Source organism: Acidihalobacter aeolianus (assembly GCF_001753165.1).
Lineage (GTDB): Bacteria > Pseudomonadota > Gammaproteobacteria > DSM-5130 > Acidihalobacteraceae > Acidihalobacter > Acidihalobacter aeolianus.
In genome coordinates, this window is the sequence record NZ_CP017448.1 from 551317 (window position 1) to 571751 (window position 20435).

The window sequence follows — 20435 nt, forward strand, 5'->3', positions numbered from 1 at the left end:
CGGGCGGCCCTACTTGGTGCCGAACAGCCGGTCGCCGGCGTCGCCCAGGCCGGGGCGGATGTAGGCGTGGTCGTCGAGCTGACGGTCCAATGCGGCGGCATAGACGGGCACGTCGGGGTGCGTCTCGCGCAGCACGGCCACGCCTTCGGGCGAGGTCACCAGCGCCATGAAGCGGATGTGGCTGTCGGGCACGCCGTGGCGGTTGAGCACGTCGATGGCGTGGGCCGCCGAATGGCCGGTCGCCAGCATCGGGTCGACCAGGATGAACAGCCGGCCTTCGGGTTCGGGCAGCTTGACCAGATACTCCACCGGGCGCTTGGTTTCGGGGTCTCGGTAAAGACCAATGTGACCCTCGCGGGCCGAGGGCATCAGCTCGTGCAGGCCGCTGGTCATGCCCAGCCCCGCGCGCAGGATAGCAACGATAGCCACTTTCTTCCCCTGGATCACGGGTGCAGACATGGTCTCAAGAGGTGTCTCGATGGCTTGATATTCCAATGGCAGCGTGCGGGTGATTTCGTAGCCCATCAGCAGTGAAATCTCCTTGAGCAACTGGCGGAACTGGATGGTCGGCGTGTCCGCCCGTCGGGCGATCGTCAGCTTGTGCTGGATCAGGGGGTGATCGAGCAGGTGCAGATTGGGGAATTCGTGGGCGCTCACGGCGTCTTTCCTCGGTCGGCGCGGGCGCCCCGTACGGGCACCCTCTCGATCCCGCATGGTAATCGCTGCCGCCGTGAGAGGGGAATGACGCACCGCGGAAATCATAATTATTCGTTCTTGCCGGGCGCGATAGGGTGGGCTATAAGGCGATTCCTTCATGGCTCCGCTTCACGAACTCCGGAGTTTCGCCCATGCACGATACGGTCATCTCGATCATCCACCGCTACTACCAGGCCTTCAACGCGGGCGACCGCGAGGTCTTTCTCGGCCTGCTGGCCGAGGACGTGGTGCACGACATCAATCAGGGCGCGCGCGAGGTCGGCCGCGAAGCCTTCACCCGCTTCATGGCGCACATGGACCGCTGCTACCGCGAGGAGATCGCGGATCTCGAGGTGATGGTCAACGAGCGCGGCACGCGGGCGGCGGCCGAATTCACCGTGATCGGTACCTACATCGCCACCGACGAGGGCCTGCCCGAGGCCAGCGGCCAGACCTACCGCCTGCCGGCCGGCGCCTTCTTCGAGATCGCCGACGCCCGCATCACGCGGGTGAGCAACTACTACAACCTGAACGACTGGCTGGCCCAGGTCGGCGCGCGCGGATGAACGGCGGGTTGCGGGTGGAGGTCTGTACCGGCGACGCGCTGGCCGCGCGGGTGCCCGAACTCGCCCGCCTGCGCATCGAGGTGTTCCGCGACTTCCCCTATCTCTACGAGGGCGACCTCGACTACGAGGCGCGCTACCTCGAAACCTATATCCGCGCGCCCGGCAGCGTCGTCGTGCTCGCGCTCGACGGTGACCGCGCGGTGGGCGCTTCCACCGCGGTGCCGCTGGTGCACGAGACCGAGGAGGTGCGCCGGCCCTTCGCGGATGCGGGATTCGATGTCGAACTGGGCTGCATCGGCGTGAACGTGTGCTACGACGTCGAGTTCCCGCTGCTCTCGCGCCGGCATGTCGAGGCTGGCGCCGAACTGCTGCTCGCGCCGAGTTGTACCGACACCCTGGCCGGCTACCATCGCGTGCGCATCGGCTGCCAGGCGCGCGCGATGGAGAACCAGTGCTACGTGGTGCAGGCGCCGACGGTGGGCGAGGCGCCGTGGTCGGAGGCGGTGGACGTGAACGTCGGCGCGGCCGGCGTGTACGCGCCACCGGACCGCGGCCTGCCCGACGACGGCGTGGTGGCCGTGGGGCGCCTGAATGCGCCCGGCTGGATGTTCGCCGAGGTCGACCCGGCGCGCATCGCGGACGTGCGCCGCGAGGGGCAGGTGTTCAACCACCGCGACTGGGACGGGCAGGTCCGCCCGGAGATCGGCGCGGCCGAGCGCGTGACGCTGCGCTGAGCCGGGGTCAGGCCTGCCAGCGTTCGGCGGGCACCTCGGGCAGCGCGCCGAGCGCCGGGCGCGCGAAGTAGTAGCCCTGGAACAGCCGGATGCCGGCGTCGCGCAGCCAGGCGAATTCCTCCGCCGTTTCCACGCCCTCCGCGAGGATGCCGATGCCGAGATCGCGGCACACCTGCACGATGCCGCGGGTGATCGCCTGCTTGGCCGGGCGCGCGTCGATGCCGGCGATGAGCTGGCGGTCGAGCTTGATGTAGTCCGGCTGGTATTCGGCGAGCAGGTTGAGCCCCGCGTAGCCCGCGCCGAAGTCGTCGATGGCGGTGCGAAAGCCCAGCTTGCGGTAGCACTGGACGATGTCGACCAGATGCTGCGTGTCCTCGATCCGCTCGGCCTCGGTCACCTCGAACACGATGCGCTCGGCCGGGAAGCCGTAGGTCTCCGCCGCCTGCAGGGTGGTGCGGATGCACAGTTCCGGGCGGTAGACCGCGTTGGGGTAGAAGTTGATGTTGAGATCGCAGTCCAGCCCGAGCGCTACCGCCGTCTGCACCGCCTTGACCCGGCAGGCTTGGTCGAAGCGGTAGCGGTTGGCGTCGGTGACGCGCCCGAGTATCTCGCCGGCGGACTCGCCGGCGAGGCCCCGCACCAAGGCCTCGTGGGCGACGATCCGGCCGGCGTCGAGATCGAGGATCGGCTGGAAGGCGAAGGTGAAGTCGAAGTCCAGGCCCTCGGCCTCGGCGCACTGGGCGCAGGTCAGGGGGATGTAGTGCCGTTCGTCCATGCCGCAGGCTCCGCGTGTGATGGTGTCAGTCTAGCGGACCGTCGCGGCCGCGCACACCCGTGCGGCCGGTTCAGGTGAGGTTGAGTCCGCCGTCGGCGAGCAGGATCTCGCCGGTCAGATAGTGCGATGCGACCAGCAGGGCCACGGCGTCGGCCACGTCTTCCGGCGTCGCGGCGCGCCGCATGGGCGCCTGTTCGCGCCAGAGGCGCTGCGCATCCGCCCAGTCCGCGGTCACCGGGGTGTCCACCAGCCCCGGGGCGACGGCATTGACCCGGATGTCGGGCGCCAGTGCGCATGCCAGCAGCCGGGTGGTGTGGTTCAGCGCCGCCTTGGCGGCCGCGTAGGGAATCGAGGCGCCCTTGGGGCGCACGCCGGCATGCGAGCTGATGTTGACGACGCAGGCCGGGCGTCCGGGGAGGGCGGCCGCGCGCAGCGCCGTCTCGGCGGCCGCCACCGGACGGAAGGGCGCGACCACGTTGATGTCGTGCAGCCTTTGCCAGTCGCCCGGCGTGGCGGCCAGGAGGTCGTCGTGCGGGATGACCTGACTGAGGCCGGCATTGTTGACGAGCACGTCGAGGCGGCCCCAGCGGCCGACCGCCTCGTGCACGAGCCGGAAGCGTTCGTCGTCCTCGGCGAGGTCCGCCTGGACGTAGGCGGCCAGACCGAGTTCGTCCGCGAGTGCCCGACCCGCCTCGACGGACGTGCGCGAGTGCAGCACGACGGCATAACCGTCCGCCGACAGGCGCCGGGCGATGGCGCGGCCAATGCCCGAGGTGGAGCCGGTCACCAGGGCGACGGGCGGCTGAGGGTCGTGGGCGGGCATGTCGGGGCCTGTTTGCCGGGGCGGATTCGTACGTGTGCCGTTGCGTTCAGACGGCGGCGGCCGGGGTCGGAGACAGCGTGTCGCCCACCGCGATCTCCCCGCCGGCGAGGACCTCGGCGTAGATGCCCAGGTAGTTGTGCTCGAAGTGGCGCATCAGTTCGCGCGGCACGTCGACGTCGCGCTGTGCGGTGGCCGGGTTGACCGCCGTGGCAGCGCAGCGGGTGATGGGCGAGACCACGTGCAGCTGCGTGTCGCCGAGGCGGAGATGGCCCTCGATCCAGTCGAGTTCCTCCCAGGCCGGCAGACCGGAGAAGTAGACGTTGGCGCGAAAGCGCAGCGGGTCGAGCGTGCTGCCGACGCGCTCGGACAGGGCGTCGATGCTGGCTAGATTGATCAGCGAGACGTATTGCCCGGTCTGCGCGTTGGGCCGGCGACGGGCGTCGCCGAAGGCGTGGCCGGGGGCTTCGACCAGCCGCGGGGGCAGGCCGGGCGCACCGTCGAGAAAGCCGGCGAAGAAGTCTTCGACCGCGGCCCGCCCAGCGGCCGTCTCGAAATCGGCGCTGAGCAGCGGTTCACCGCGCCGCGTTATCTCGAAGCGTCCGCTGGCGGCGTCGAAGCGGGTGTCCAGCTCGGCCAGCCGTTCGTCGCGCATCAGCATGAAGAAGTTCGTCTTGGACAGGTGCACGGGCTGTGCCGGGTCGAAGAGTGCGTCGCTGCGCGCGAGGGCGAAGCGGCGGTCCTGCGGCAGACAGCGCCCGGTCTCGAGGGCGACGGCGTCGAGCGGTTCCGGGCTCAGGCCCTTGATCGGGTAGCGGTACAGGCGTTCGACGCGCGGCATCAGGCGTTTTCCTGCTCGGCGCTTTCGCCGCCGGTCGCTTCGAAACGGCCCTCCGCGCGGTTCTTGCGCACCCGTCCGGCCGCGAACACGCGCCCGCTCATGGCGATGTAGACGCCGGGTTCCAGGCACTGCACGGCGGCGACCGCGAGGCCGAGGTTGAAGGCGGCGTCGCTGTCGCGAAAGCGCGCCGGCTGCATCGCTCCGGTGAAGACGATGGTCTTGCCGGGGATGTCGCGCAGCACCTCGGCGGTGAGCGTCATGGTGTCGGTGCCGTGGGTGATAAGGATGTGGCGGTGCGGGCTCGCCTCGACGCGGGCGCGGATCAGCGCGCGGTCCTCGTCGGTCAGTTCCAGGCTGTCCTTGCGCACCAGACTCTCGACGGCGTAGGCGAAGTCCACGCGTCCCTCTTCGAGGATGTCGGGCGCCGCGGGATCGCCGATGCGGTAGTCCGAGAGGGCATCGTAATAGACCTTGTCCACGGTGCCGCCGGTGGTGAATATCTGCAGATGCATGCGCTGGGTTTCCGTTCGCGAGCCGACATCCGACATTACCGAATGCTCATCCGCTTGGGAACGTGCGCGGTCACATTTCCCAACAAAAATGCCGCCCGGGGCTATTCCACGAGGGCTGCCGCAAGGGTACTCTTAGCGTCCCGCTTCCCCGGCCGGGCCGAACTTTGCGTGCGGAGGCGGGCTTATCCCACAATAGTCCCCACGAAGGCCGGCGCATCGCGCACGCGGCCTTCGCCCACATGACGAATCGGGTGTTCTTCCATGCAAGACCTCTATGCTTCCTGGCACACGCTGCAGTTCGGCGGGCCGCTGATCTATCCCTTGTTGGTGCTGGCCGTGCTGATGGTGGCCATCCTGCTGGACAAGACCTACGTGTACTGGCGTTTCACGCGGCCCTCGTCCGCGCTGATGCGGCTGATCGACAACCTCGGCGAAAGCTGGACCGACCTCGAACGCCAGGTGTCGGTGAGCAATCCGCATCATCACTTCGTGCGCTTCGTGCGCGTGATCCTGCAGAACCGCGAACGTCCGGCATGGTGGGCGGAGTCGCGCGCCAGCGACGAGGTACAGTCGATCGAACAGTCCCTGTCGCGCGGGTTGTGGGTACTGGAGACCATCGTCACCGCGGCACCGCTGCTGGGTCTGCTGGGCACGATTTACGGCATGATCCACGCCTTCAACCTGTTCGGCGCGCACGGTCTGGTCGACCCCAAGGGCGTGACTTCGGGCGTCGCCGAGGCGCTGATCGCCACCGCCGTCGGCCTGGTGATCGCCGTGGTCGCGCTGTTCGGCTACAACTACTTCTCGCGCCTGCAGTCGCGCACGCTGGACGAGATGGAGCGCATCGGCACGCGCCTGCTGGATCGTGCCCGCCTCGACGCCGAAACCCGCGGAGCCGCCAATGAAGTTGCGTAGATCGCGCGCCGCCCGGCGGGGGCGCATCGAGATCATCCCGATGATCGACGTGATGTTCTTCCTGCTGGCGACCTTCATGCTCGCCTCGCTGTCGATGCAGAACCTGCACTCGCTGCCGGTCAACCTGCCCAAGGGCACGGCGCAGAAAACCGCGCCGGTGGCGCCGATCACGCTCACGGTGACCCATGACGACAAGATCTACCTCGATCAGACGGAGGTCGCCCTGGATAACCTGACGGCCAAGCTACGTGCGATGCTGCAGCAGCACCACGCCACCTCGGTGATCGTGGCCGCGGACGAGAACGCGCGCGAGGGCGTGGTCGTGCGCGCCATGCTGGAAGCGCGTCACGCCGGGGTCGAGCACTTCCTCATCGCGGTCCAGAAAAAATGAGCGCCGACACCGCCTGGGGCTATACGCCGCCGGACGATCCGCAACGTCGCCTGTTCTGGATCGTGCCGCTGGCGGTGCTGCTGGTGCTGCTGTTCATTCTCGGCATCGGCCACTGGCTGGTGGCCGCCGCGCCGAGCAAGCCGCCACCGCCTCCGGTGGATGCGCGCATCTACGAGCTGCCCGCCTCGAAGGCCTCGATGTTCACGCCGCCGCACCGCCCGACGGCGCCGCCCACGCATGCCGCCCCGCACGCGACACCGAGCCCGCCGACCCATACGGCGAAGGCGCCCTCGCGATCCGCCGCGCCGCACGCGGCACAACCGCCGAGCGAGTCCGCCGGCCAGCCGGAGCCGCGCGTCTCGCTGCCCGCCAAGCCCGCGCAGGGCAAGGCCGGGAAAACGCAGCCGCAGCCCGCCACGCCGGCGAACAAGCCGTTCAACATGGCCAAGCTGAACGCGTCGATCAACGCCGCGGTGGCCTCGACCATCACCCGTTCGGAGCTGCCGCAGATCCACGATCCGCATACCCTGGTGGCGCGGTTCTATCTCGCCTCGGTGCTGCGCAAGCTGCAGTACGTGGGCGACATGAACTATCCGGGCGATATGGTGGGCAACGCGCGCGTGCTGGTGGTGATCGGCAGCCACGGCGAACTGGTCGGCTACAAGCTGCTCGATTCCTCGGGGAATCCCGCGCTGGACAAGGTGGCAGGGAGCATCGTGCACATGTCGGCGCCGTTCGCGCCGTTCCCGAACAAGATGAGTCGCGAGACCCATCGCATCAAGCTCGTCATCACCATGCGCTTCGAGGGCTATCGCAACCTCAACCCAGAGTAGTAGGATGCTAATCATATGGGTGCAACTTATCGTCGTTAGTATGGTCATATGGATTCCGAGAGCGGCGCCCGAGTCATTCCCATGCATCAGAGCACAGCGCGTGCCCTGAGCCTTTGCCATGCAAAGGCCCAAACCGGATGCCGTACCGGGCCGTACCGGCAGCCAAATCATTGCGACCGAAACGCAGTAACCACACGCCGGGTGGCTTTGACTCGGTACCCGGCAAGCGGTACAGTCAGACCGGTCGGTATGTTTCCTGGAGCGAGAGTGCAGTCGTGCCTGACATCTATCGAGTGACGCTAAAATCCCTGGGGCTGCTAACCCTGGGCGTGGGCCTGTCGGCTTGCAGCTTCGAGCCGCCGATACATTTGCCGGCCAGCCCTGACAAGGCGGGTTACACAGCCGCTCCCGCACCCGATGAAACCGCAGCCAGCCCGGGCAAGGGCGGCGGCGCGCAGATGCTCGATTACGGCAAGAACCTGCATCAGGCCTGGTGGAAGCTGTATCACTCGCCTCGCCTGGACGCACTGGTCGCGCTGGCGATGAAGCACAATCCGACCCTGGAATATGCGCGTGCGCAGCTGCACCAGGCCGAGGCGGTGGCCTCGATCAATGCCAGCGTGTTCTATCCGCAGGTGAGCGCCAATCTCGGCGCCCAGCGCGCGAAGACCTCGGTGCAGACCGGCGGCGGCAAATCCTCGTCCTATACCTACAGCCTGTTCACCGGCGGAGTGGGCGTCAGCTATTACCCGGACATCTTCGGCGTCAATCGACTGGTCTACAAGAGTAGCGAGGCGCAGGTCGAATACCAGCGCTACCAGCTCGAGGCGGCCGGTCTGACGCTGAGCGGTAACGTCGTTTCCGCCGCCATCGGCGAGGCCGCGGTGCGCGCGCAGATCGATGCGACCCAACAGATCATCCAACAGGAGCGCAAGCTGCTCGAACTCACGCGCACGCAGTACCATGCAGGCTCGGTCAGCGAACTCAACGTGATCAACCAGCAGGCACAGCTAGCCAGCAGCGAGACCTTGCTGCCGCCATTGCGCCAGCAGCTCGCCGTGTATCGCCACGAGATGGCGATCCTGGTCGGTAGCTACCCGAGCGAATGGCACGACAAGCCGTTTACGCTGGAGGAGCTGCACCTGCCCAAGCACATCCCGGTCAGCCTGCCTTCGGCGCTGGTCAAGCAGCGCCCGGACGTGCAAGCCGCCGAACGCCAGATCCGCTATGCGGCGGCGCTGGTCGGCGAGTCGCGCGCCGAATTCTTCCCAACGTTGCAGCTTACCGGCAGCTTCGGCTACGCCAGCAACGCCACGCGCACCCTGTTCAGCCCGGCGAGTACGGTCTGGAGCCTGGCGGCATCGCTGCTCCAGCCCATCTTCGAGGGTGGCCGGCTGGATGCGCAGGAGCGTGAGGCGAAGGCAGTGTTCGACGCCGAGTTCGCCAATTACCGCAGCACCGTGCTCGGCGCCTTCCAGCAGGTGGCCAACGCCTTGCGTGCGGTGCAGAACGATGCCGATGCGCTGGCCGCGGAGACCACGTCGCTGGACGCCTCGCGGCAGGCGCTGGACCTGGCCGAATACGAGTACCGCACCGGGGCGACGGACTATCTGTCGCTGCTGACCGCGGAAGTGCAATACAACGATGCCAAGATCGCCTACCTCAAGGCGCAGGCGCAGCGCTATCAGGACACCGCCGCGCTGCTGCTTGCCCTCGGTGGCGGCTGGTGGAATCAGCCGGTCAAGGGAGTGCCGGCTGCGCTGTCTCCGGTAGCCGGCGGGCAGGCCTCTTGAACCCCCAAACCAACCATTTCCAATATCCCGTGAACGTCAATACCTCTGAGAGCGAGGGGGATCTGTTATGAAGAAGCGCCTGGCCATCGTCATTGTCGTGCTTGTCGTGCTGTTCGGCGGCATTTTCGGCTGGAAGGCCTTCGTGGCCCACAAAATGGCCCAGTTCATGGCACATATGAAGATGCCGCCGGCCGCGGTCAGCACGGCCACCGCGAAGGCGGAAACCTGGCACGCCAAGACCTTTGCGGTGGGTACGCTCAGCGCCGTGCAGGGCACCAACCTGATGGCGCAGATCGCCGGCGACGTTACCCACATCGACTTCCACTCCGGAGAATACGTGCACGCCGGGCAGAGGCTGCTGACCATCGACGACAGCACCCAGCGCGCGCAGCTCGACCATGACATCGCGCAGTTGAAGCTGGCTCAGGTCAACCTGACCCGTACCCGCAAGCTGCTTGCGCATCATGCCGCCAGCCAGGCGCAGCTCGATACCGATGCGGCCACGCTCAAGAGTGCCGAAGCCGCCGTGGCCAGCGACCGCGCAACGCTCGCCAAGCTGAACATCCACGCGCCATTCAGCGGCCATCTTGGCGTGCGCCAGGTCAGTATCGGGCAGTACGTCTCGGTGAACACGCCGCTGGTCGATCTGCAGTCGTGGGATCCACTGTACGTCAACTTCACCGTGCCGCAGAGCGAGATCTCGCAGGTCGAGGTGGGCACAGCGGTCGAGGTCACGGTCAACGCCTTCCCCGGCAAGGTGTTCAAGGGGGTTGTGCATGCGCTGGGTTCTTCGGTAGATCCGTCGACCCGCCAGCTCAACGTGCAGGCGGTGATCCACAACACACATGACGAACTGCGCCCCGGCATGTTCGCGCGCGTCAACGTGATCGGCAAGCACCCGGTGCCGGTGGTGGTCGTGCCGACCACGGCGCTCGCCTACAACACGTACGGCGATTACGTCTACGTGGTCGAAGACAAGCAGCAGGGCGGCAAGACCGAGAAGGTCGCGGTGCAGCGCAAGGTCGATACCGGCATGCAGCAGGGCGAACTGGTGCAGATCGTTTCCGGGCTCAAGGCGGGAGACGTCGTGGTGACTGCGGGACAAGTCAAGCTGCACAATGGCGCGACCGTTTCCATCAACAATTCGGTAAAACCCTGAGGCTGGTGCCGTCATGAAATTCACCGACATCTTCGTCCGCAGGCCGGTTCTTGCGACGGCACTCAGCCTGGTCATCCTGCTGTTGGGCCTGCAGGCCTATACGCAGATGACCGTGCGCGAGTACCCCAAGCTGACCAATTCCATGGTGACGATCACCACCACCTACCCGGGCGCCAGCCCGAGTACGGTGCAGGGTTTCATCACCACCCGCCTGGAACGCGTGATCGCGAGCGCGCCCGGCATCGACTACATGACCTCGATCAGCTCGGAAAGCGCCTCCGTCATCACCGCGTACATGAAGCTGAACTACAGCCCCAATGCGGCGGTGGCCAACATCCAGTCCAAGGTGCAGCAGGTGGTCAATCAGCTGCCGGCCGGTTCGCAGCTGCCGATCGTCAACGTCACCGTCGGCGACCCGACGGCGCTGATGTACATCGCCTTCTACGGCGATAAATACAGCCAGCAGCAGATCACCGACTACCTCCTGCGCGTGGTGCAGCCGCAGCTGGCCTCCGTGGCCGGTGTGAGTCAGGCTCAGATCCTGCCGGCGGGGCATGGTAACGGCAACACCTTCGCCATGCGTGTGTGGCTCAATCCGCGCGAGATGGCGGCGCTTGGCGTGACGGCCGCGGACGTGACCAAGGCGCTGACCGCCAACGACTACATCTCGGCGGTGGGGCGTACCCACGGCAAGAATGTGGCGACCATGATCACCGCGACCACGAGCCTGCACAACGTCGGCGAGTTCCGCGATCTCGTGGTCAAGCAGACCGGCAACACGCTGGTGCGCCTCAAGGACGTGGCCAAGGTCCAGCTCGGTGCCGAGAACTACGATTCCGACGCCTATTTCGACGGCAAGACCGGTGCCTTCGTCGGTATCCAGCCCTCACCCTCGGCGAATTCGCTGGACGTCGCGCGGGGCGTCAAGCAGAAGCTCAAGGAAATCGTCGCGCAGCTGCCGCCGGGCATGCACGCGGCTATTCCCTACGACGCCACTACCTACATCTCCAAGTCCATCGACGAGGTGCTGACGACCGTGGCCATTACCCTGGGCGTGGTGGTGCTGGTCATCTTCCTGTCGCTGGGGTCGGTGCGCGCCGTGACGATCCCGGTGGTGGCCATTCCGCTGGCGATCATCGGCGGCGGCTTCATCATGTGGCTGATGGGTTTCTCCGTGAACCTGCTCACACTGCTCGCCATCGTGCTTGCCATCGGTCTGGTGGTCGACGACGCAATTATCGTGGTCGAGAACGTGCACCGGCATATCGAGGAGGGCAAGGCGCCGTTCGAGGCCGCGCTGATGACCGGCCGAGAGTTGGGTGGTCCGATCGTGGTCATGTCCACCACCCTGATCGCGGTGTTCGCGCCGATCGGCTTCATGGGCGGCTTCACCGGCAGTCTGTTCTCCGAGTTTGCCTTCACTCTGGTCGCGACCGTGCTGATCTCGATGATCATCGCGCTGACGCTGTCACCGATGCTCAGCGGCAAGGTGCTTCGGCATAGCAAGGAGCACGGGTTGGTGCATTTCATCGACGCGCGCTTCAACAGCTTCCGCCGTGTTTATGACCGCATGCTGCACGGGAGCATGAACTACGTGCCGGTGACCCTGGTGTTCGCCGCAGCGATCCTGAGCAGTATCTACTTCCTGTTCACGACCACGCCCAAGGAACTCGCCCCGAAAGAGGATCAGGGCGTGATCTTCGCTATGGGCACGGCACAGCCGACGGCCACAGCGAGCTACCTCAAGCGCTACGGCATGATGATCCTGCACGACTTCGCCTCGCTGCCGCAGTTCTCCAAGAGCTTCATGGTGACCGGCTTCGTGCCGGGCGGCGGCGGCACCAACGGCCTGTTCGCCGGCATGCTGCTCAAGCCCTGGAGCCAACGCAGCGAAACGGCGATGCAGATCGAGCCCAAGGTTCAGCAGATGCTCGGCGGCATCCCCGGGCTGCAGATCGCGGCCTTCCAGAAGCCGGCCCTGCCCGGTTCCGCCGGCGGTCTTCCCGTGCAGTTCGTGATCCAGTCGAGTTCCGGATACCACAAGATCAACACGGTGGCCAACGAGTTGATCGGGCGTGCCTACAGCAGCGGGCTGTTCATGTACGTGACCAAGGATCTCAAGATCGACAATCCCGAGATCGTGCTCAAGATCCATCGCAACATCGCCGCCAGCCTGGGACTGACCATGCAGGCGATCACCGAGGATCTGCAGCCCTTGCTCGGCGGCAACCTGGTGAACCGCTTCGACATGCAGGGGCGCAGCTACGAGGTGATCCCGCAGGTGCCTGACAAGTTCCGCGCGAATCCCAACCTGCTCAAGCAGTATTACCTCAAGACCGCTTCGGGCAAGCTCGTGCCAGCGTCGACGGTGGTCTCGATCGAGCGCAGCGTGCAGCCCGAGTATCTGCCGCAGTTCCAGCAGCAGAACTCGGCCACGATCCAGGCCATCCCGCGTCCGGGCGTGACCCAGGGCGAGGCGCTGAGCTTCCTGCGCACCACGGCCAAGCAGATATTCCCGGCCGGGTTCAGCGTGAACTACGCGAGTGAATCGCGTCAGTTCATGCAGGAGAAAGGCGGCCTGATGGTGACCTTCGCCTTGGCCGTGCTGCTGATCTTCCTGCTGCTCGCGGCGCAGTTCGAGAGCTTCCGCGATCCGCTGATCGTGCTGGTCACGGTGCCGATGTCGATCAGCGGCGCGCTCATCTTCATGAGCCTGGGGCTGGCCACGATCAACATCTACACCGAGGTGGGCCTCATCACCCTGATCGGCCTGATCGCCAAGCAGGGCATCCTGATCGTGCAGTTCGCCAACGAGATCCAGCGCCACGAGGGGCTGAGCAAGCGCGAGGCGGTGGAAAAGGCCTCCAGCATCCGTCTCCGTCCGATCCTGATGACGACGGCGGCCATGGTGTTCGGCGTGGTTCCACTGTTACTAGCCACCGGCCCCGGCGCGGTTAGCCGCTTCGACATGGGTTTGGTGATCGCCGCCGGCCTGTCGATCGGCTCGCTGTTCTCGCTGTTCGTGGTCCCGGCCATGTACGTGCTGCTGGCCAAGGATCTGCACCACGAGTACCTCGCCAATATGGAGGCGAAGCAAGGCGGAGGCGGCGAACCTGAACCCTCGGCTTCGGCCTGAAACGACTGAAATGGCCGCCTCCGGGCGGCCATTTTTTTGGGTGTGTGGGGCAGTTGGTGTCAACCGTGGCACGACCCGGAATAGTGCCGCATCCCCGTGTACCCGCCCAAGGGCTCGGTTTCATGTGGGCACGCTGTCGCGTATCGCGCAGCGATTACCGTGCTGTCCGTGTGGACTGTGCAATATTGAGCGCGATGGCTTCGGCCACTTCAATGCCGTCGATCGCGGCGGAGAGAATGCCGCCGGCATAACCTGCGCCTTCGCCGGCTGGGTAGAGTCCTGGTGTGTTGATGCTTTGATAATCAGTGCCACGGCGGATGCGGATGGGCGATGAGGTGCGTGTCTCCACACCGGTTAGCACCGCGTCGTGCTGCGCGAAGCCATGGATCTGCCGGGCGAACGCAGGGATCGCCTCGCGTATCGCCTCGATGGCGTAGTCAGGTAGGGCGCTGGATAGGTCGCACGGCCGCACCCCCGGCGTGTAAGAGGGGATGACGGTACCAAGCCCGGTCGACGCGACGCCGGCCAGAAAATCGCCGACCATTTGGGCCGGTGCATGGTAGTTGCGCCCGCCGAGCTCATACGCACGACTCTCCCACTGACGCTGAAATGCGATGCCGGCCAGCGCGTCTCCAGGGTAATCCGCCGGGCTGATGCCCACCACGATGCCGCTGTTGGCATTGCGCTCGTTGCGGGAATACTGACTCATCCCGTTGGTGACGACGCGTTCCGGTTCCGAGGTCGCCGCGACCACCGTGCCGCCCGGACACATGCAGAAGCTATACACCGAACGTCCGTTGCTGGCGTGGTAAGCCAATTTGTAATCGGCTGCGCCCAGCGCCGGATGGCCGGCATTTGGGCCGAGCCGACACGCATCGATCAACGATTGTGGATGTTCGATGCGGAAGCCGGCGGAAAACGGCTTCGCCTCCAGGTGTACGCCACGTGTGTGCAGCATCTGGAAGGTGTCGCGCGCGCTGTGGCCTACCGCGAGAACGACATGATCACTGCGCAGGTGGTCACCATTCGCCAAGTGTACGCCGCGCAATTGTCCATTCTCGATGAGCAGATCGTCGACCTTGTGCCCAAAACGGATCTCGCCGCCCAGCGACTCGATGGTGGCGCGCATCTTCTCGATCATGCTGACCAGCCGGAAGGTGCCGATATGCGGTTTGCTTACATAAAGGATTTCCGTCGGCGCGCCGGCCTTGACGAATTCCGTCAGCACCTTGCGTCCGTAATGCTTCGGGTCCTTGATCTGGCTGTGCAGTTTGCCGTCGGAGAACGTACCGGCGCCGCCTTCGCCGAACTGCACGTTGGATTCCGGATCAAGTACACCTTGCCGCCAAAGTCCGAAGGTGTCTCGCGTGCGCTCGCGCACGGGCTTGCCGCGTTCCAGGATGATCGGACAAAAACCCATCTGCGCCAGGATCAACCCGGCGAACAACCCGCACGGCCCCATACCGATCACGACCGGGCGAGTTGGCAGATCGGCGGTGGCGTGGGTGACGAAGCGATAGGTCGTATCCGGCGCCAGCCCGACATGCGGATCGTCCGCAACACGCGCGAGCACGGCTGCCTCGTCGCGCAGCACAACATCCACGGTGTAGACGAAAAGAATGCGCGCATGCTTACGGGCATCGATACCGCGACGGAAGATCGTGCAGTCCACCACCGCATCCGCGGCGATCCCGAGCCGAGTGGCGATGGCCTGCTGGAGGGCTGCTTCGGCGTGGTCTAGGGGGAGTCTGATTTCAGTCAGTCGCAGCATGGCATCGGGGCGCCGCGGAGAAGGTGCGCGAAGTTTACCGGCATGTCCCGGCCGGGGATACTGGAAGGCGTGTCACTAGCCTCATGCGCTCTCATGGTGAGGGATGGAGAATGTCGGAGGGCCGGGCTTGGTGCCGTGGCGTCAGGCGCACATTCCGCTTCTTCCTCCTTAAATTCAATTCAATGCCGTCCCCGCCACGATAGTTCCGCCAGGCCATAGCCGTATTCAGGTCCTCCAGTACCTCACGGTTGCCTTTGATCCAGGCCCGCCGGTCGGGTGGCAGGGCACGCAACTGCAGGTCGAGGCGCGCGTCGGGCGCCGTCGGGTTCAGGTGCATCAGTGTTTCGGCGAAATCCCTGGCCAGCAGAACTGGATGACCACCGTGGCCCTTGTGCCGGGGTGCGGCGACCGCGATGCCGGGTTGCAGCGCTCGGATCAATGCATTCAGCAGCCGGGGCGGCCGGGCGGGCACGTCGATGGGCAGGATGAGCACATCGTCGCGTAGCGGGGCGAGTCCGGTCTGCAGCGAGACGAAGGGTCCGAGGGCGTGGCGTCGGTTCAGGCGCAGGGAAACGCGGCGATGCAGGCAGGCGAGCACGCGCCGCGGTCTTGCGCCCAGCACCAGGCGTACCTCGCCGCAGCCGGCGGCGCGCAGCGCGTCGATCTGGCGGTCCAGCCAGATGACGCCGCCGGGCAGGCGGCGGCAGGCCTTGTGACGGCGGCCGGAGCGGCTCGACCGGCCGCCGGCGAGCAGGATCGCCGTCGGCATGCGTGCCTTAGCCTGCGCGAGGTAGCAGGCTGACGTGGGCGGCGACCACGCGCCAGCCCTCGGGTGTGCGCATCCAGGTCTGGCTCTGGCGCCCCTGCACCTCGCCGCGGCGGAACTCGGTGTTCGCGGTGGCGAAGTCCTCGCCGTAGGTGGTGATCACGGTGTTGACCAGTTCGCGGGCCAGGTTCTGCGCCGGCCGCGAGGCGCGGAAGGCGGCGATAGCCGCGTAGCCGTAGAGGTTCTCGCCGACGCCGTAGCGCAGCGTGTGCGGGCTGTCCCAGAACAGTTCGTCGAGCACGGCGACGTCGTTGCCGACCAGGGCGGCTTCGTAGCGCGCGAAGGCGGCCTCGACCTCGGCCACCACGGCAGGCAGATTGATGGGCTGCATGGCTTACTCCTTGTGCGCAGCGGGCAGAGGCGCCTCGAAACCGTGACGTTCCAGCCAGGCGGCGACACGCAGTGCGTCGGCCTCGCGCCAGGGCGCGGCCACGACCTGCACGCCGATGGGCAGCGTGCCCGGCGTGTGCACCGGCACCACCACCACCGGCAGGCCGACGAACGAGAGCGGCTGGGTGTACAGGCCGAGATGCGGGCGCACCATCATTTCCTGGCCGTCGAGAGTCATGTGGCGCTGGCCGATGGGCGGTGCGTGCATCGGCGTGGCCGGCGCGAGGAGGACGTCGTAACGCTCGAACACGCGGTCCACTTCGCGGCGATACCAGCTGCGGAAACGCTGCGCCTGCAGCGTCCAGGTGGCTGGCAGCAGGGCGCCGGCGAGCATGCGGTCGCGCACGTCGGGATCGTAGTCCGCGGCGCGCGTGCGCAGGCGCTCCAGGTGCAGGTTGCTGCTCTCGGCATTGGTGATCAGGTAGGCCGCGGCGCGTGCGCGCGGGGTTTCCGGCAGTTCGACCAGGTGGCGGGCGCCCAGGGTGCGGGCCACGCGATCCACCGCTTCGATGGCCTGTTCGCTGCCCTGCTGGCGGAAGTAGCCGCCGAGCACCGCGACGCGCAGATCGTCGATCTCGCCCTCCAGGCGCCCGGCGATCGGCTCCGCGGCGTCCGCATGGCACACCGGGTCGCGCGTGTCCGGGCCCTGCATCGCGTCGAACGCGAGCGCGAGGTCGGTGACGCTGCGCGCCAGCGGCCCGACGTGATCCAGGCTCGGGCAGAAGGGGTAGCAGCCGGCTCGCGACATGCGTCCGAAGGTGGGCTTCAGGCCGAAGATGCCGCACAGCGACGACGGCACGCGGATCGAGCCGTTGGTGTCCGAGCCCAGGGCGAGCGGCACCAGGGCGCCGCCGACCGCCGCGCCGCTGCCGCCGCTGGAGCCGCCGGTCATGTGCGCGGGGTCGTGCGGATTGTGCGACGGGCCGACATGTGCGTTCTCGCCGGTGAAGTCGTAGGCGTACTCGCCCATGTTCAGTGCGCCGAGCAGGATTGCCCCGGCACGGTGCAGACGTTCGATGACGGTGGCGTCGCGGGTGGCCGGCGGATCGTCGCGGTTGATCTTGGAGCCGGCCAGGGTCACTTCGCCGGCGATGTCGAACAGGTTCTTGACCGCGTAGGGCACGCCCGCCAGCGGGCCCAGGGTCTCGCCGCGCGCGCGCGCCGCGTCCACCGCCTCGGCCTCGGCCACCGCGCGCTTCGAGGTGACCAGGGTGAAGGCGTTGAGCTGGGTGTCGAGGCGCGAGATCCGGCGCAGCGTCTGTTCCAGCACCTCACGCGCGCTGGTCCGGCCCTCGCGAATCGCGGCGGCGATGGCGGCTGCGGATTCCGGTACGCCGCTCACGGCTCGAATACCGGGGCGGGTTCTTCGGTCATCGGCAGGGGCTGGGCGTAGAGCGCCTCAGCCATGCGCGCGCTGAGCGCGAAGTAGGTCAGCACCATCTCGCGGTAGGCGGGATCGATCGGCAGATCGACGAGCGCGGCGGCCTGGTCGACGTAGGCCTCGATTTCGGCGGAGGATTTGAGGGTCATGGCGAACTCCGTATAACGGGCGAGACAGGATGGGAAGCGAACGCGCGGAGCACGTCGGCGAGTGCTGCGGTCCAGCCGACGATGGCCCCCTGCGCACGCACCATTTCGAGGGTGGCGCGCTTGAATTCGGGGAAATAGCTTTCGGTGGCCTCTTCGACCAGCAGGCATTCGTAGCCGCGGTCGTTGGCCTCGCGCAGAGTGCTCTGCACGCAGACCTCGGTGGTGACGCCGCCGACCACCAGATGGGTGATGCCGAGGCGCTCCAGGTGCGCGCCGAAATCGGTGGCGTAGAACGCGCCCTTGCCGGGCTTGTCGATCACGGTCTCGCCCGGCAGCGGACGGCACTCGGGCACGATCTCGGTGCCCGTCTCGCCGGCGACGAGCAGGCGCCCCATCGGCCCCGCGTCGCCGATGCGCAGCGGCGGTTCGCCGCGCAGCCGCTTGGCGGGCGGACAATCGGCAAGGTCCGGGCGGTGCGCCTCGCGGGTGTGCAGCACGGGCAGGCCGAGCGCGCGGAAGGTCTCCAGCAGGCGGCGGCAGGCCTCGATCGCGGGCCGCAGGCGCGAGACGTCGTTGCCCAGGCTGGCGCCGAAGCCGCCGGGCTCGACGAAGTCGCGCTGCAGATCGATCAGCAGCAGCGCAGTGCTGTCCGCCCGACAGCGGTAGGCAAAGGGACGGGCGTCGATTTCGAAGCTCATGGCCGCGCAATGTCCTCCGCGGCGGCGGTGCGCAGGGCGAGCAGCTCGGCCATGACGCTGACCGCGATCTCGGCCGGTCGCTTGCCGAGGCCGGGCAGGCCGATGGGCATGTGCAGGTCGCGCGGCGCGAGGCCCTCGCGTTCGAGCGCGTGGCGGAAACGGGCCGCCTTGGAGCGGCTGGCGATGACGCCGAGGTAGGCGAGCGGCCGGGCGGCGAAATGGGCGAGCACTTCGAAGTCCAGGGTGTGGCTGTGCGTCATGATCAGCACCACCGCGTCGGCCGGCGGCTCGGGCAGGGCGGCGGGATCGATCGTGAGGCTGACCCGCGCCGCCGGCGGGAAGGCCAGCGGGTCGGCCCATTCGGGGCGGGCGTCGAACACGCGCACCGCGTAGTCGAGGTCGGCGGCGATGCGCGCCACCGCGCGTCCCACGTGGCCGGCGCCGAACAGCCACAGGGGCGTGCGCCGGCGTGCGGGCAGCACGAACCGGCTGCCGTCGGCGAGGTAGCCGGGCGCGTCCGCGCCGGCGAGTGCGGCGCGGGTCTCGCTGCCGAGCGCGCGCCCCTCGGCGGTGATGCCGCCCGCCAGATGCAGACGACCGTCGGCGACCGCGTAGACGCGCGAGGCGCCCGGCGCGTACAGGGCGGCGAGCAGCGGCGGCACGGGCACGATGTGCGCCTGCGCGTGCCCGCCGCAGCACTGGTCAGTGCCGTGTCCCAGGGTGAAGTCGATACCGCGGGCGACCTGCGGATCGGCCCGCAGCGCGGCCTGCAGCGCGTGTTCCATGCGTCCGCCGCCGACCGTGCCGGAGAAGCGTCCGTCCGCGAGCAGGCACATCCCGTCGCCGACCGCCGCGGGCGCGGAACCGCGCACCTCGGTGATCAGCGCCTCGGCCAGCGGCCGTTCGGGGGCGGCGGCGGGATGCAGCGAGGCGCTCATGCGTCGACTCTCGCGATCATCGCCACCGGCCCGCCGCCGAGCGGTCCGTGATGCTCGGCGCGGGTGGAGACGTATACGGCGGTCTCGCCGGTGACGCCGGCAAGCAGGGCGGACACCACGCAGCGCGAATAGCGCATGTCGGAGATGTCGGCGTCGGTCCACATGGTGTGGCGGCGGCCGCGAATCCGGTGGCGCGGGTCGGCGTCGGATTTGGCGAAGATGCCGACCAGGCGCGCGGTCTGTTCCGGGGCGAGCTGACCGGGTGCCGTCAGGCCGAGGCGGGCGAGCACGTCGCGGATCGCGTCGAGGTCGATGATGTCGCGCATCACGCCATGCTCGATGACGAGATCGCCGTCCCACCACGCCGAGTTGGCGAACAGGGTGATTTCGGAGCGGGGCAGCCCAGGCTTGGCCGAGACGCTGGCGCGGGTGGAGAACAGCGACCAGTCGCGGCACACGGCGTCATCCCCGGCCGCGGCGTCATCGATCTCGCCCAGGGCGATGCCCACCCCGAGCGCGGAGGCGGCGCGCGAGCCGACCATGTCGCAGCGCAGCGGCCGGCCCTCGGCCTCGGCGGGGACCCGCTGGGTCTCGTCGTAGCCAGGAATGGCGCCCTTGATCTGTACCAGATGCACGTCGGAAGGGTCGTCGACGGCGAGTTCGCGCATCAGCTCGCGGACCACGCGCGCGGTCTCTTCCATCATCGGCCGATAGCCGATCTCGCGGGGTTCGAGGGCGCGGGTATGGCCGGTGGCGATGGCGAGGCGCTTGGGCGTCCGCGGTGCCGCCAGGGCCGCCCCGCGCCGCGAGAGGATCAGCAGGTGCGGACTCACGACGCCCTCGGTGCCGCCTGAGAAGGACAGCACGATGCGCTCCTCGATGGCCTCCGGCGCGCATTCGAGGCGCGGCGCGAGCAGGTCGCCCAGCGCCCGCGTGGCCAGTTCGCGGGTGAAGTCGTTGACCCCGCCGTTGCCCTCGGTCTTGCCGATCACGGCGAGGATTTCATCCGCGCGCAGTTCGCCGGCGTCGAGCAGGGCGGCGAGGCCCGAGACGTCGCCGGGGCCGGCGGTGGCCACACGGTGGGCGATGATCCGCATGCGTGCGTCCCGGT

21 protein-coding genes are annotated in these 20435 nt (G+C 67.5%); 8 read left to right on the forward strand and 13 right to left on the reverse strand.

Annotated features, from left to right (window positions below):
* Positions 1 to 9: 9 nt before the first annotated feature.
* A complete protein-coding gene (gene upp / locus BJI67_RS02525) occupies positions 10 to 657 on the reverse strand; it encodes a uracil phosphoribosyltransferase (RefSeq protein WP_331712272.1) in 648 nt (215 codons plus the stop codon).
* A gap of 191 nt (positions 658 to 848) precedes the next feature.
* On the opposite strand from upp, the gene BJI67_RS02530 reads away from it, so the two are divergent.
* Together BJI67_RS02530 and BJI67_RS16605 are read left to right on the forward strand one after the other, a co-directional pair.
* Positions 849 to 1262: a ketosteroid isomerase-related protein gene (locus BJI67_RS02530; RefSeq protein ID WP_070071688.1), complete on the forward strand. Its 414-nt coding sequence runs from the start codon at positions 849 to 851 to the stop codon at positions 1260 to 1262.
* Positions 1259 to 1996, forward strand: a complete 738-nt coding sequence (locus BJI67_RS16605) for a nitrilase-related carbon-nitrogen hydrolase (protein WP_083250574.1) — start codon at positions 1259 to 1261, stop codon at positions 1994 to 1996. Before BJI67_RS02530 ends, BJI67_RS16605 begins: the two co-directional genes overlap by 4 nt.
* Positions 1997 to 2003: 7 nt before the next feature.
* On the opposite strand, the gene BJI67_RS02540 is transcribed toward BJI67_RS16605, so the two are convergent.
* The 4 genes from BJI67_RS02540 to BJI67_RS02555 all read right to left on the reverse strand — a co-directional run bounded on the left by BJI67_RS02540 (position 2004) and on the right by BJI67_RS02555 (position 4944).
* The gene (locus BJI67_RS02540) at positions 2004 to 2771 is read right to left on the reverse strand and encodes an EAL domain-containing protein (protein WP_070071689.1); all 768 of its coding nucleotides are present in this window, start codon (positions 2769 to 2771) and stop codon (positions 2004 to 2006) included.
* A gap of 70 nt (positions 2772 to 2841) precedes the next feature.
* Positions 2842 to 3594: an SDR family NAD(P)-dependent oxidoreductase gene (locus BJI67_RS02545; RefSeq protein ID WP_070071690.1), complete on the reverse strand. Its 753-nt coding sequence runs from the start codon at positions 3592 to 3594 to the stop codon at positions 2842 to 2844.
* Between the two features lie 46 nt (positions 3595 to 3640).
* On the reverse strand, positions 3641 to 4432 hold the full coding sequence (locus BJI67_RS02550; RefSeq protein ID WP_070071691.1) for an MOSC domain-containing protein: 792 nt from the start codon (positions 4430 to 4432) through the stop codon (positions 3641 to 3643).
* Positions 4432 to 4944: an asparaginase domain-containing protein gene (locus BJI67_RS02555; RefSeq protein ID WP_070073903.1), complete on the reverse strand. Its 513-nt coding sequence runs from the start codon at positions 4942 to 4944 to the stop codon at positions 4432 to 4434. The genes BJI67_RS02550 and BJI67_RS02555 overlap by 1 nt, the downstream gene beginning before the upstream one ends.
* A gap of 261 nt (positions 4945 to 5205) precedes the next feature.
* Here BJI67_RS02555 and BJI67_RS02560 point away from each other — a divergent pair, with 261 nt between their 5' ends.
* The 6 genes from BJI67_RS02560 (at position 5206) to BJI67_RS02585 (ending at position 13171) form a co-directional block, all read left to right on the forward strand.
* On the forward strand, positions 5206 to 5859 hold the full coding sequence (locus BJI67_RS02560) for a MotA/TolQ/ExbB proton channel family protein (RefSeq protein ID WP_070071692.1): 654 nt from the start codon (positions 5206 to 5208) through the stop codon (positions 5857 to 5859).
* Complete coding sequence (locus BJI67_RS02565) at positions 5846 to 6250, forward strand: ExbD/TolR family protein (RefSeq protein WP_070071693.1); 405 nt, start codon at positions 5846 to 5848, stop codon at positions 6248 to 6250. The genes BJI67_RS02560 and BJI67_RS02565 overlap by 14 nt, the downstream gene beginning before the upstream one ends.
* A complete protein-coding gene (locus BJI67_RS02570; protein ID WP_070071694.1) occupies positions 6247 to 7083 on the forward strand; it encodes an energy transducer TonB in 837 nt (278 codons plus the stop codon). The genes BJI67_RS02565 and BJI67_RS02570 overlap by 4 nt, the downstream gene beginning before the upstream one ends.
* A 275-nt stretch (positions 7084 to 7358) precedes the next feature.
* A complete protein-coding gene (locus BJI67_RS02575; protein ID WP_197513259.1) occupies positions 7359 to 8876 on the forward strand; it encodes an efflux transporter outer membrane subunit in 1518 nt (505 codons plus the stop codon).
* 67 nt (positions 8877 to 8943) lie between these two features.
* Complete coding sequence (locus BJI67_RS02580; protein ID WP_070071695.1) at positions 8944 to 10035, forward strand: efflux RND transporter periplasmic adaptor subunit; 1092 nt, start codon at positions 8944 to 8946, stop codon at positions 10033 to 10035.
* Positions 10036 to 10048: 13 nt separating this feature from the next.
* Positions 10049 to 13171, forward strand: a complete 3123-nt coding sequence (locus BJI67_RS02585) for an efflux RND transporter permease subunit (protein WP_070071696.1) — start codon at positions 10049 to 10051, stop codon at positions 13169 to 13171.
* A 154-nt stretch (positions 13172 to 13325) separates the two neighbouring features.
* Here the strand turns inward: BJI67_RS02585 and BJI67_RS02590 are convergent, their stop codons facing one another.
* The 8 genes from BJI67_RS02590 to atzD form a co-directional block, all read right to left on the reverse strand.
* Positions 13326 to 14942, reverse strand: a complete 1617-nt coding sequence (locus BJI67_RS02590; RefSeq protein ID WP_070071697.1) for an NAD(P)/FAD-dependent oxidoreductase — start codon at positions 14940 to 14942, stop codon at positions 13326 to 13328.
* Positions 14943 to 15033: 91 nt separating this feature from the next.
* On the reverse strand, positions 15034 to 15711 hold the full coding sequence (locus BJI67_RS02595; RefSeq protein ID WP_070071698.1) for a nucleotidyltransferase family protein: 678 nt from the start codon (positions 15709 to 15711) through the stop codon (positions 15034 to 15036).
* 7 nt (positions 15712 to 15718) lie between these two features.
* Positions 15719 to 16099 (reverse strand): oxalurate catabolism protein HpxZ, encoded by a 381-nt coding sequence (gene hpxZ, locus BJI67_RS02600; protein ID WP_070071699.1) that lies wholly within the window; start codon positions 16097 to 16099, stop codon positions 15719 to 15721.
* Positions 16100 to 16102: 3 nt separating this feature from the next.
* Complete coding sequence (locus tag BJI67_RS02605) at positions 16103 to 17500, reverse strand: AtzE family amidohydrolase (protein WP_083250576.1); 1398 nt, start codon at positions 17498 to 17500, stop codon at positions 16103 to 16105.
* Positions 17497 to 17688: a DUF4089 domain-containing protein gene (locus BJI67_RS02610; protein WP_070071701.1), complete on the reverse strand. Its 192-nt coding sequence runs from the start codon at positions 17686 to 17688 to the stop codon at positions 17497 to 17499. The genes BJI67_RS02605 and BJI67_RS02610 overlap by 4 nt, the downstream gene beginning before the upstream one ends.
* Positions 17685 to 18386 (reverse strand): cysteine hydrolase family protein, encoded by a 702-nt coding sequence (locus BJI67_RS02615; protein WP_070071702.1) that lies wholly within the window; start codon positions 18384 to 18386, stop codon positions 17685 to 17687. The genes BJI67_RS02610 and BJI67_RS02615 overlap by 4 nt, the downstream gene beginning before the upstream one ends.
* Positions 18383 to 19324, reverse strand: a complete 942-nt coding sequence (locus BJI67_RS02620; protein ID WP_197513261.1) for an XdhC family protein — start codon at positions 19322 to 19324, stop codon at positions 18383 to 18385. Before BJI67_RS02620 ends, BJI67_RS02615 begins: the two co-directional genes overlap by 4 nt.
* A complete protein-coding gene (gene atzD / locus BJI67_RS02625; protein WP_070071703.1) occupies positions 19321 to 20421 on the reverse strand; it encodes a cyanuric acid amidohydrolase in 1101 nt (366 codons plus the stop codon). The genes BJI67_RS02620 and atzD overlap by 4 nt, the downstream gene beginning before the upstream one ends.
* Positions 20422 to 20435: the final 14 nt, after the last annotated feature.

Coding starts and splice junctions, on each gene's coding strand:
- BJI67_RS02615 (WP_070071702.1), bottom strand. CDS start 18,386: ATGAGCTTCGAAATCGACGCCCGTCCCTTTGCCTACCGCTGTCGGGCG.
- BJI67_RS02580 (WP_070071695.1), top strand. CDS start 8,944: ATGAAGAAGCGCCTGGCCATCGTCATTGTCGTGCTTGTCGTGCTGTTC.
- BJI67_RS02585 (WP_070071696.1), top strand. CDS start 10,049: ATGAAATTCACCGACATCTTCGTCCGCAGGCCGGTTCTTGCGACGGCA.
- BJI67_RS02560 (WP_070071692.1), top strand. CDS start 5,206: ATGCAAGACCTCTATGCTTCCTGGCACACGCTGCAGTTCGGCGGGCCG.
- BJI67_RS02595 (WP_070071698.1), bottom strand. CDS start 15,711: ATGCCGACGGCGATCCTGCTCGCCGGCGGCCGGTCGAGCCGCTCCGGC.
- BJI67_RS02610 (WP_070071701.1), bottom strand. CDS start 17,688: ATGACCCTCAAATCCTCCGCCGAAATCGAGGCCTACGTCGACCAGGCC.
- BJI67_RS02540 (WP_070071689.1), bottom strand. CDS start 2,771: ATGGACGAACGGCACTACATCCCCCTGACCTGCGCCCAGTGCGCCGAG.
- BJI67_RS02590 (WP_070071697.1), bottom strand. CDS start 14,942: ATGCTGCGACTGACTGAAATCAGACTCCCCCTAGACCACGCCGAAGCA.
- BJI67_RS02545 (WP_070071690.1), bottom strand. CDS start 3,594: ATGCCCGCCCACGACCCTCAGCCGCCCGTCGCCCTGGTGACCGGCTCC.
- BJI67_RS02530 (WP_070071688.1), top strand. CDS start 849: ATGCACGATACGGTCATCTCGATCATCCACCGCTACTACCAGGCCTTC.
- BJI67_RS02565 (WP_070071693.1), top strand. CDS start 5,846: ATGAAGTTGCGTAGATCGCGCGCCGCCCGGCGGGGGCGCATCGAGATC.
- BJI67_RS02570 (WP_070071694.1), top strand. CDS start 6,247: ATGAGCGCCGACACCGCCTGGGGCTATACGCCGCCGGACGATCCGCAA.
- atzD (WP_070071703.1), bottom strand. CDS start 20,421: ATGCGGATCATCGCCCACCGTGTGGCCACCGCCGGCCCCGGCGACGTC.
- BJI67_RS02555 (WP_070073903.1), bottom strand. CDS start 4,944: ATGCATCTGCAGATATTCACCACCGGCGGCACCGTGGACAAGGTCTAT.
- BJI67_RS02550 (WP_070071691.1), bottom strand. CDS start 4,432: ATGCCGCGCGTCGAACGCCTGTACCGCTACCCGATCAAGGGCCTGAGC.
- BJI67_RS02620 (WP_197513261.1), bottom strand. CDS start 19,324: ATGAGCGCCTCGCTGCATCCCGCCGCCGCCCCCGAACGGCCGCTGGCC.
- BJI67_RS16605 (WP_083250574.1), top strand. CDS start 1,259: ATGAACGGCGGGTTGCGGGTGGAGGTCTGTACCGGCGACGCGCTGGCC.
- hpxZ (WP_070071699.1), bottom strand. CDS start 16,099: ATGCAGCCCATCAATCTGCCTGCCGTGGTGGCCGAGGTCGAGGCCGCC.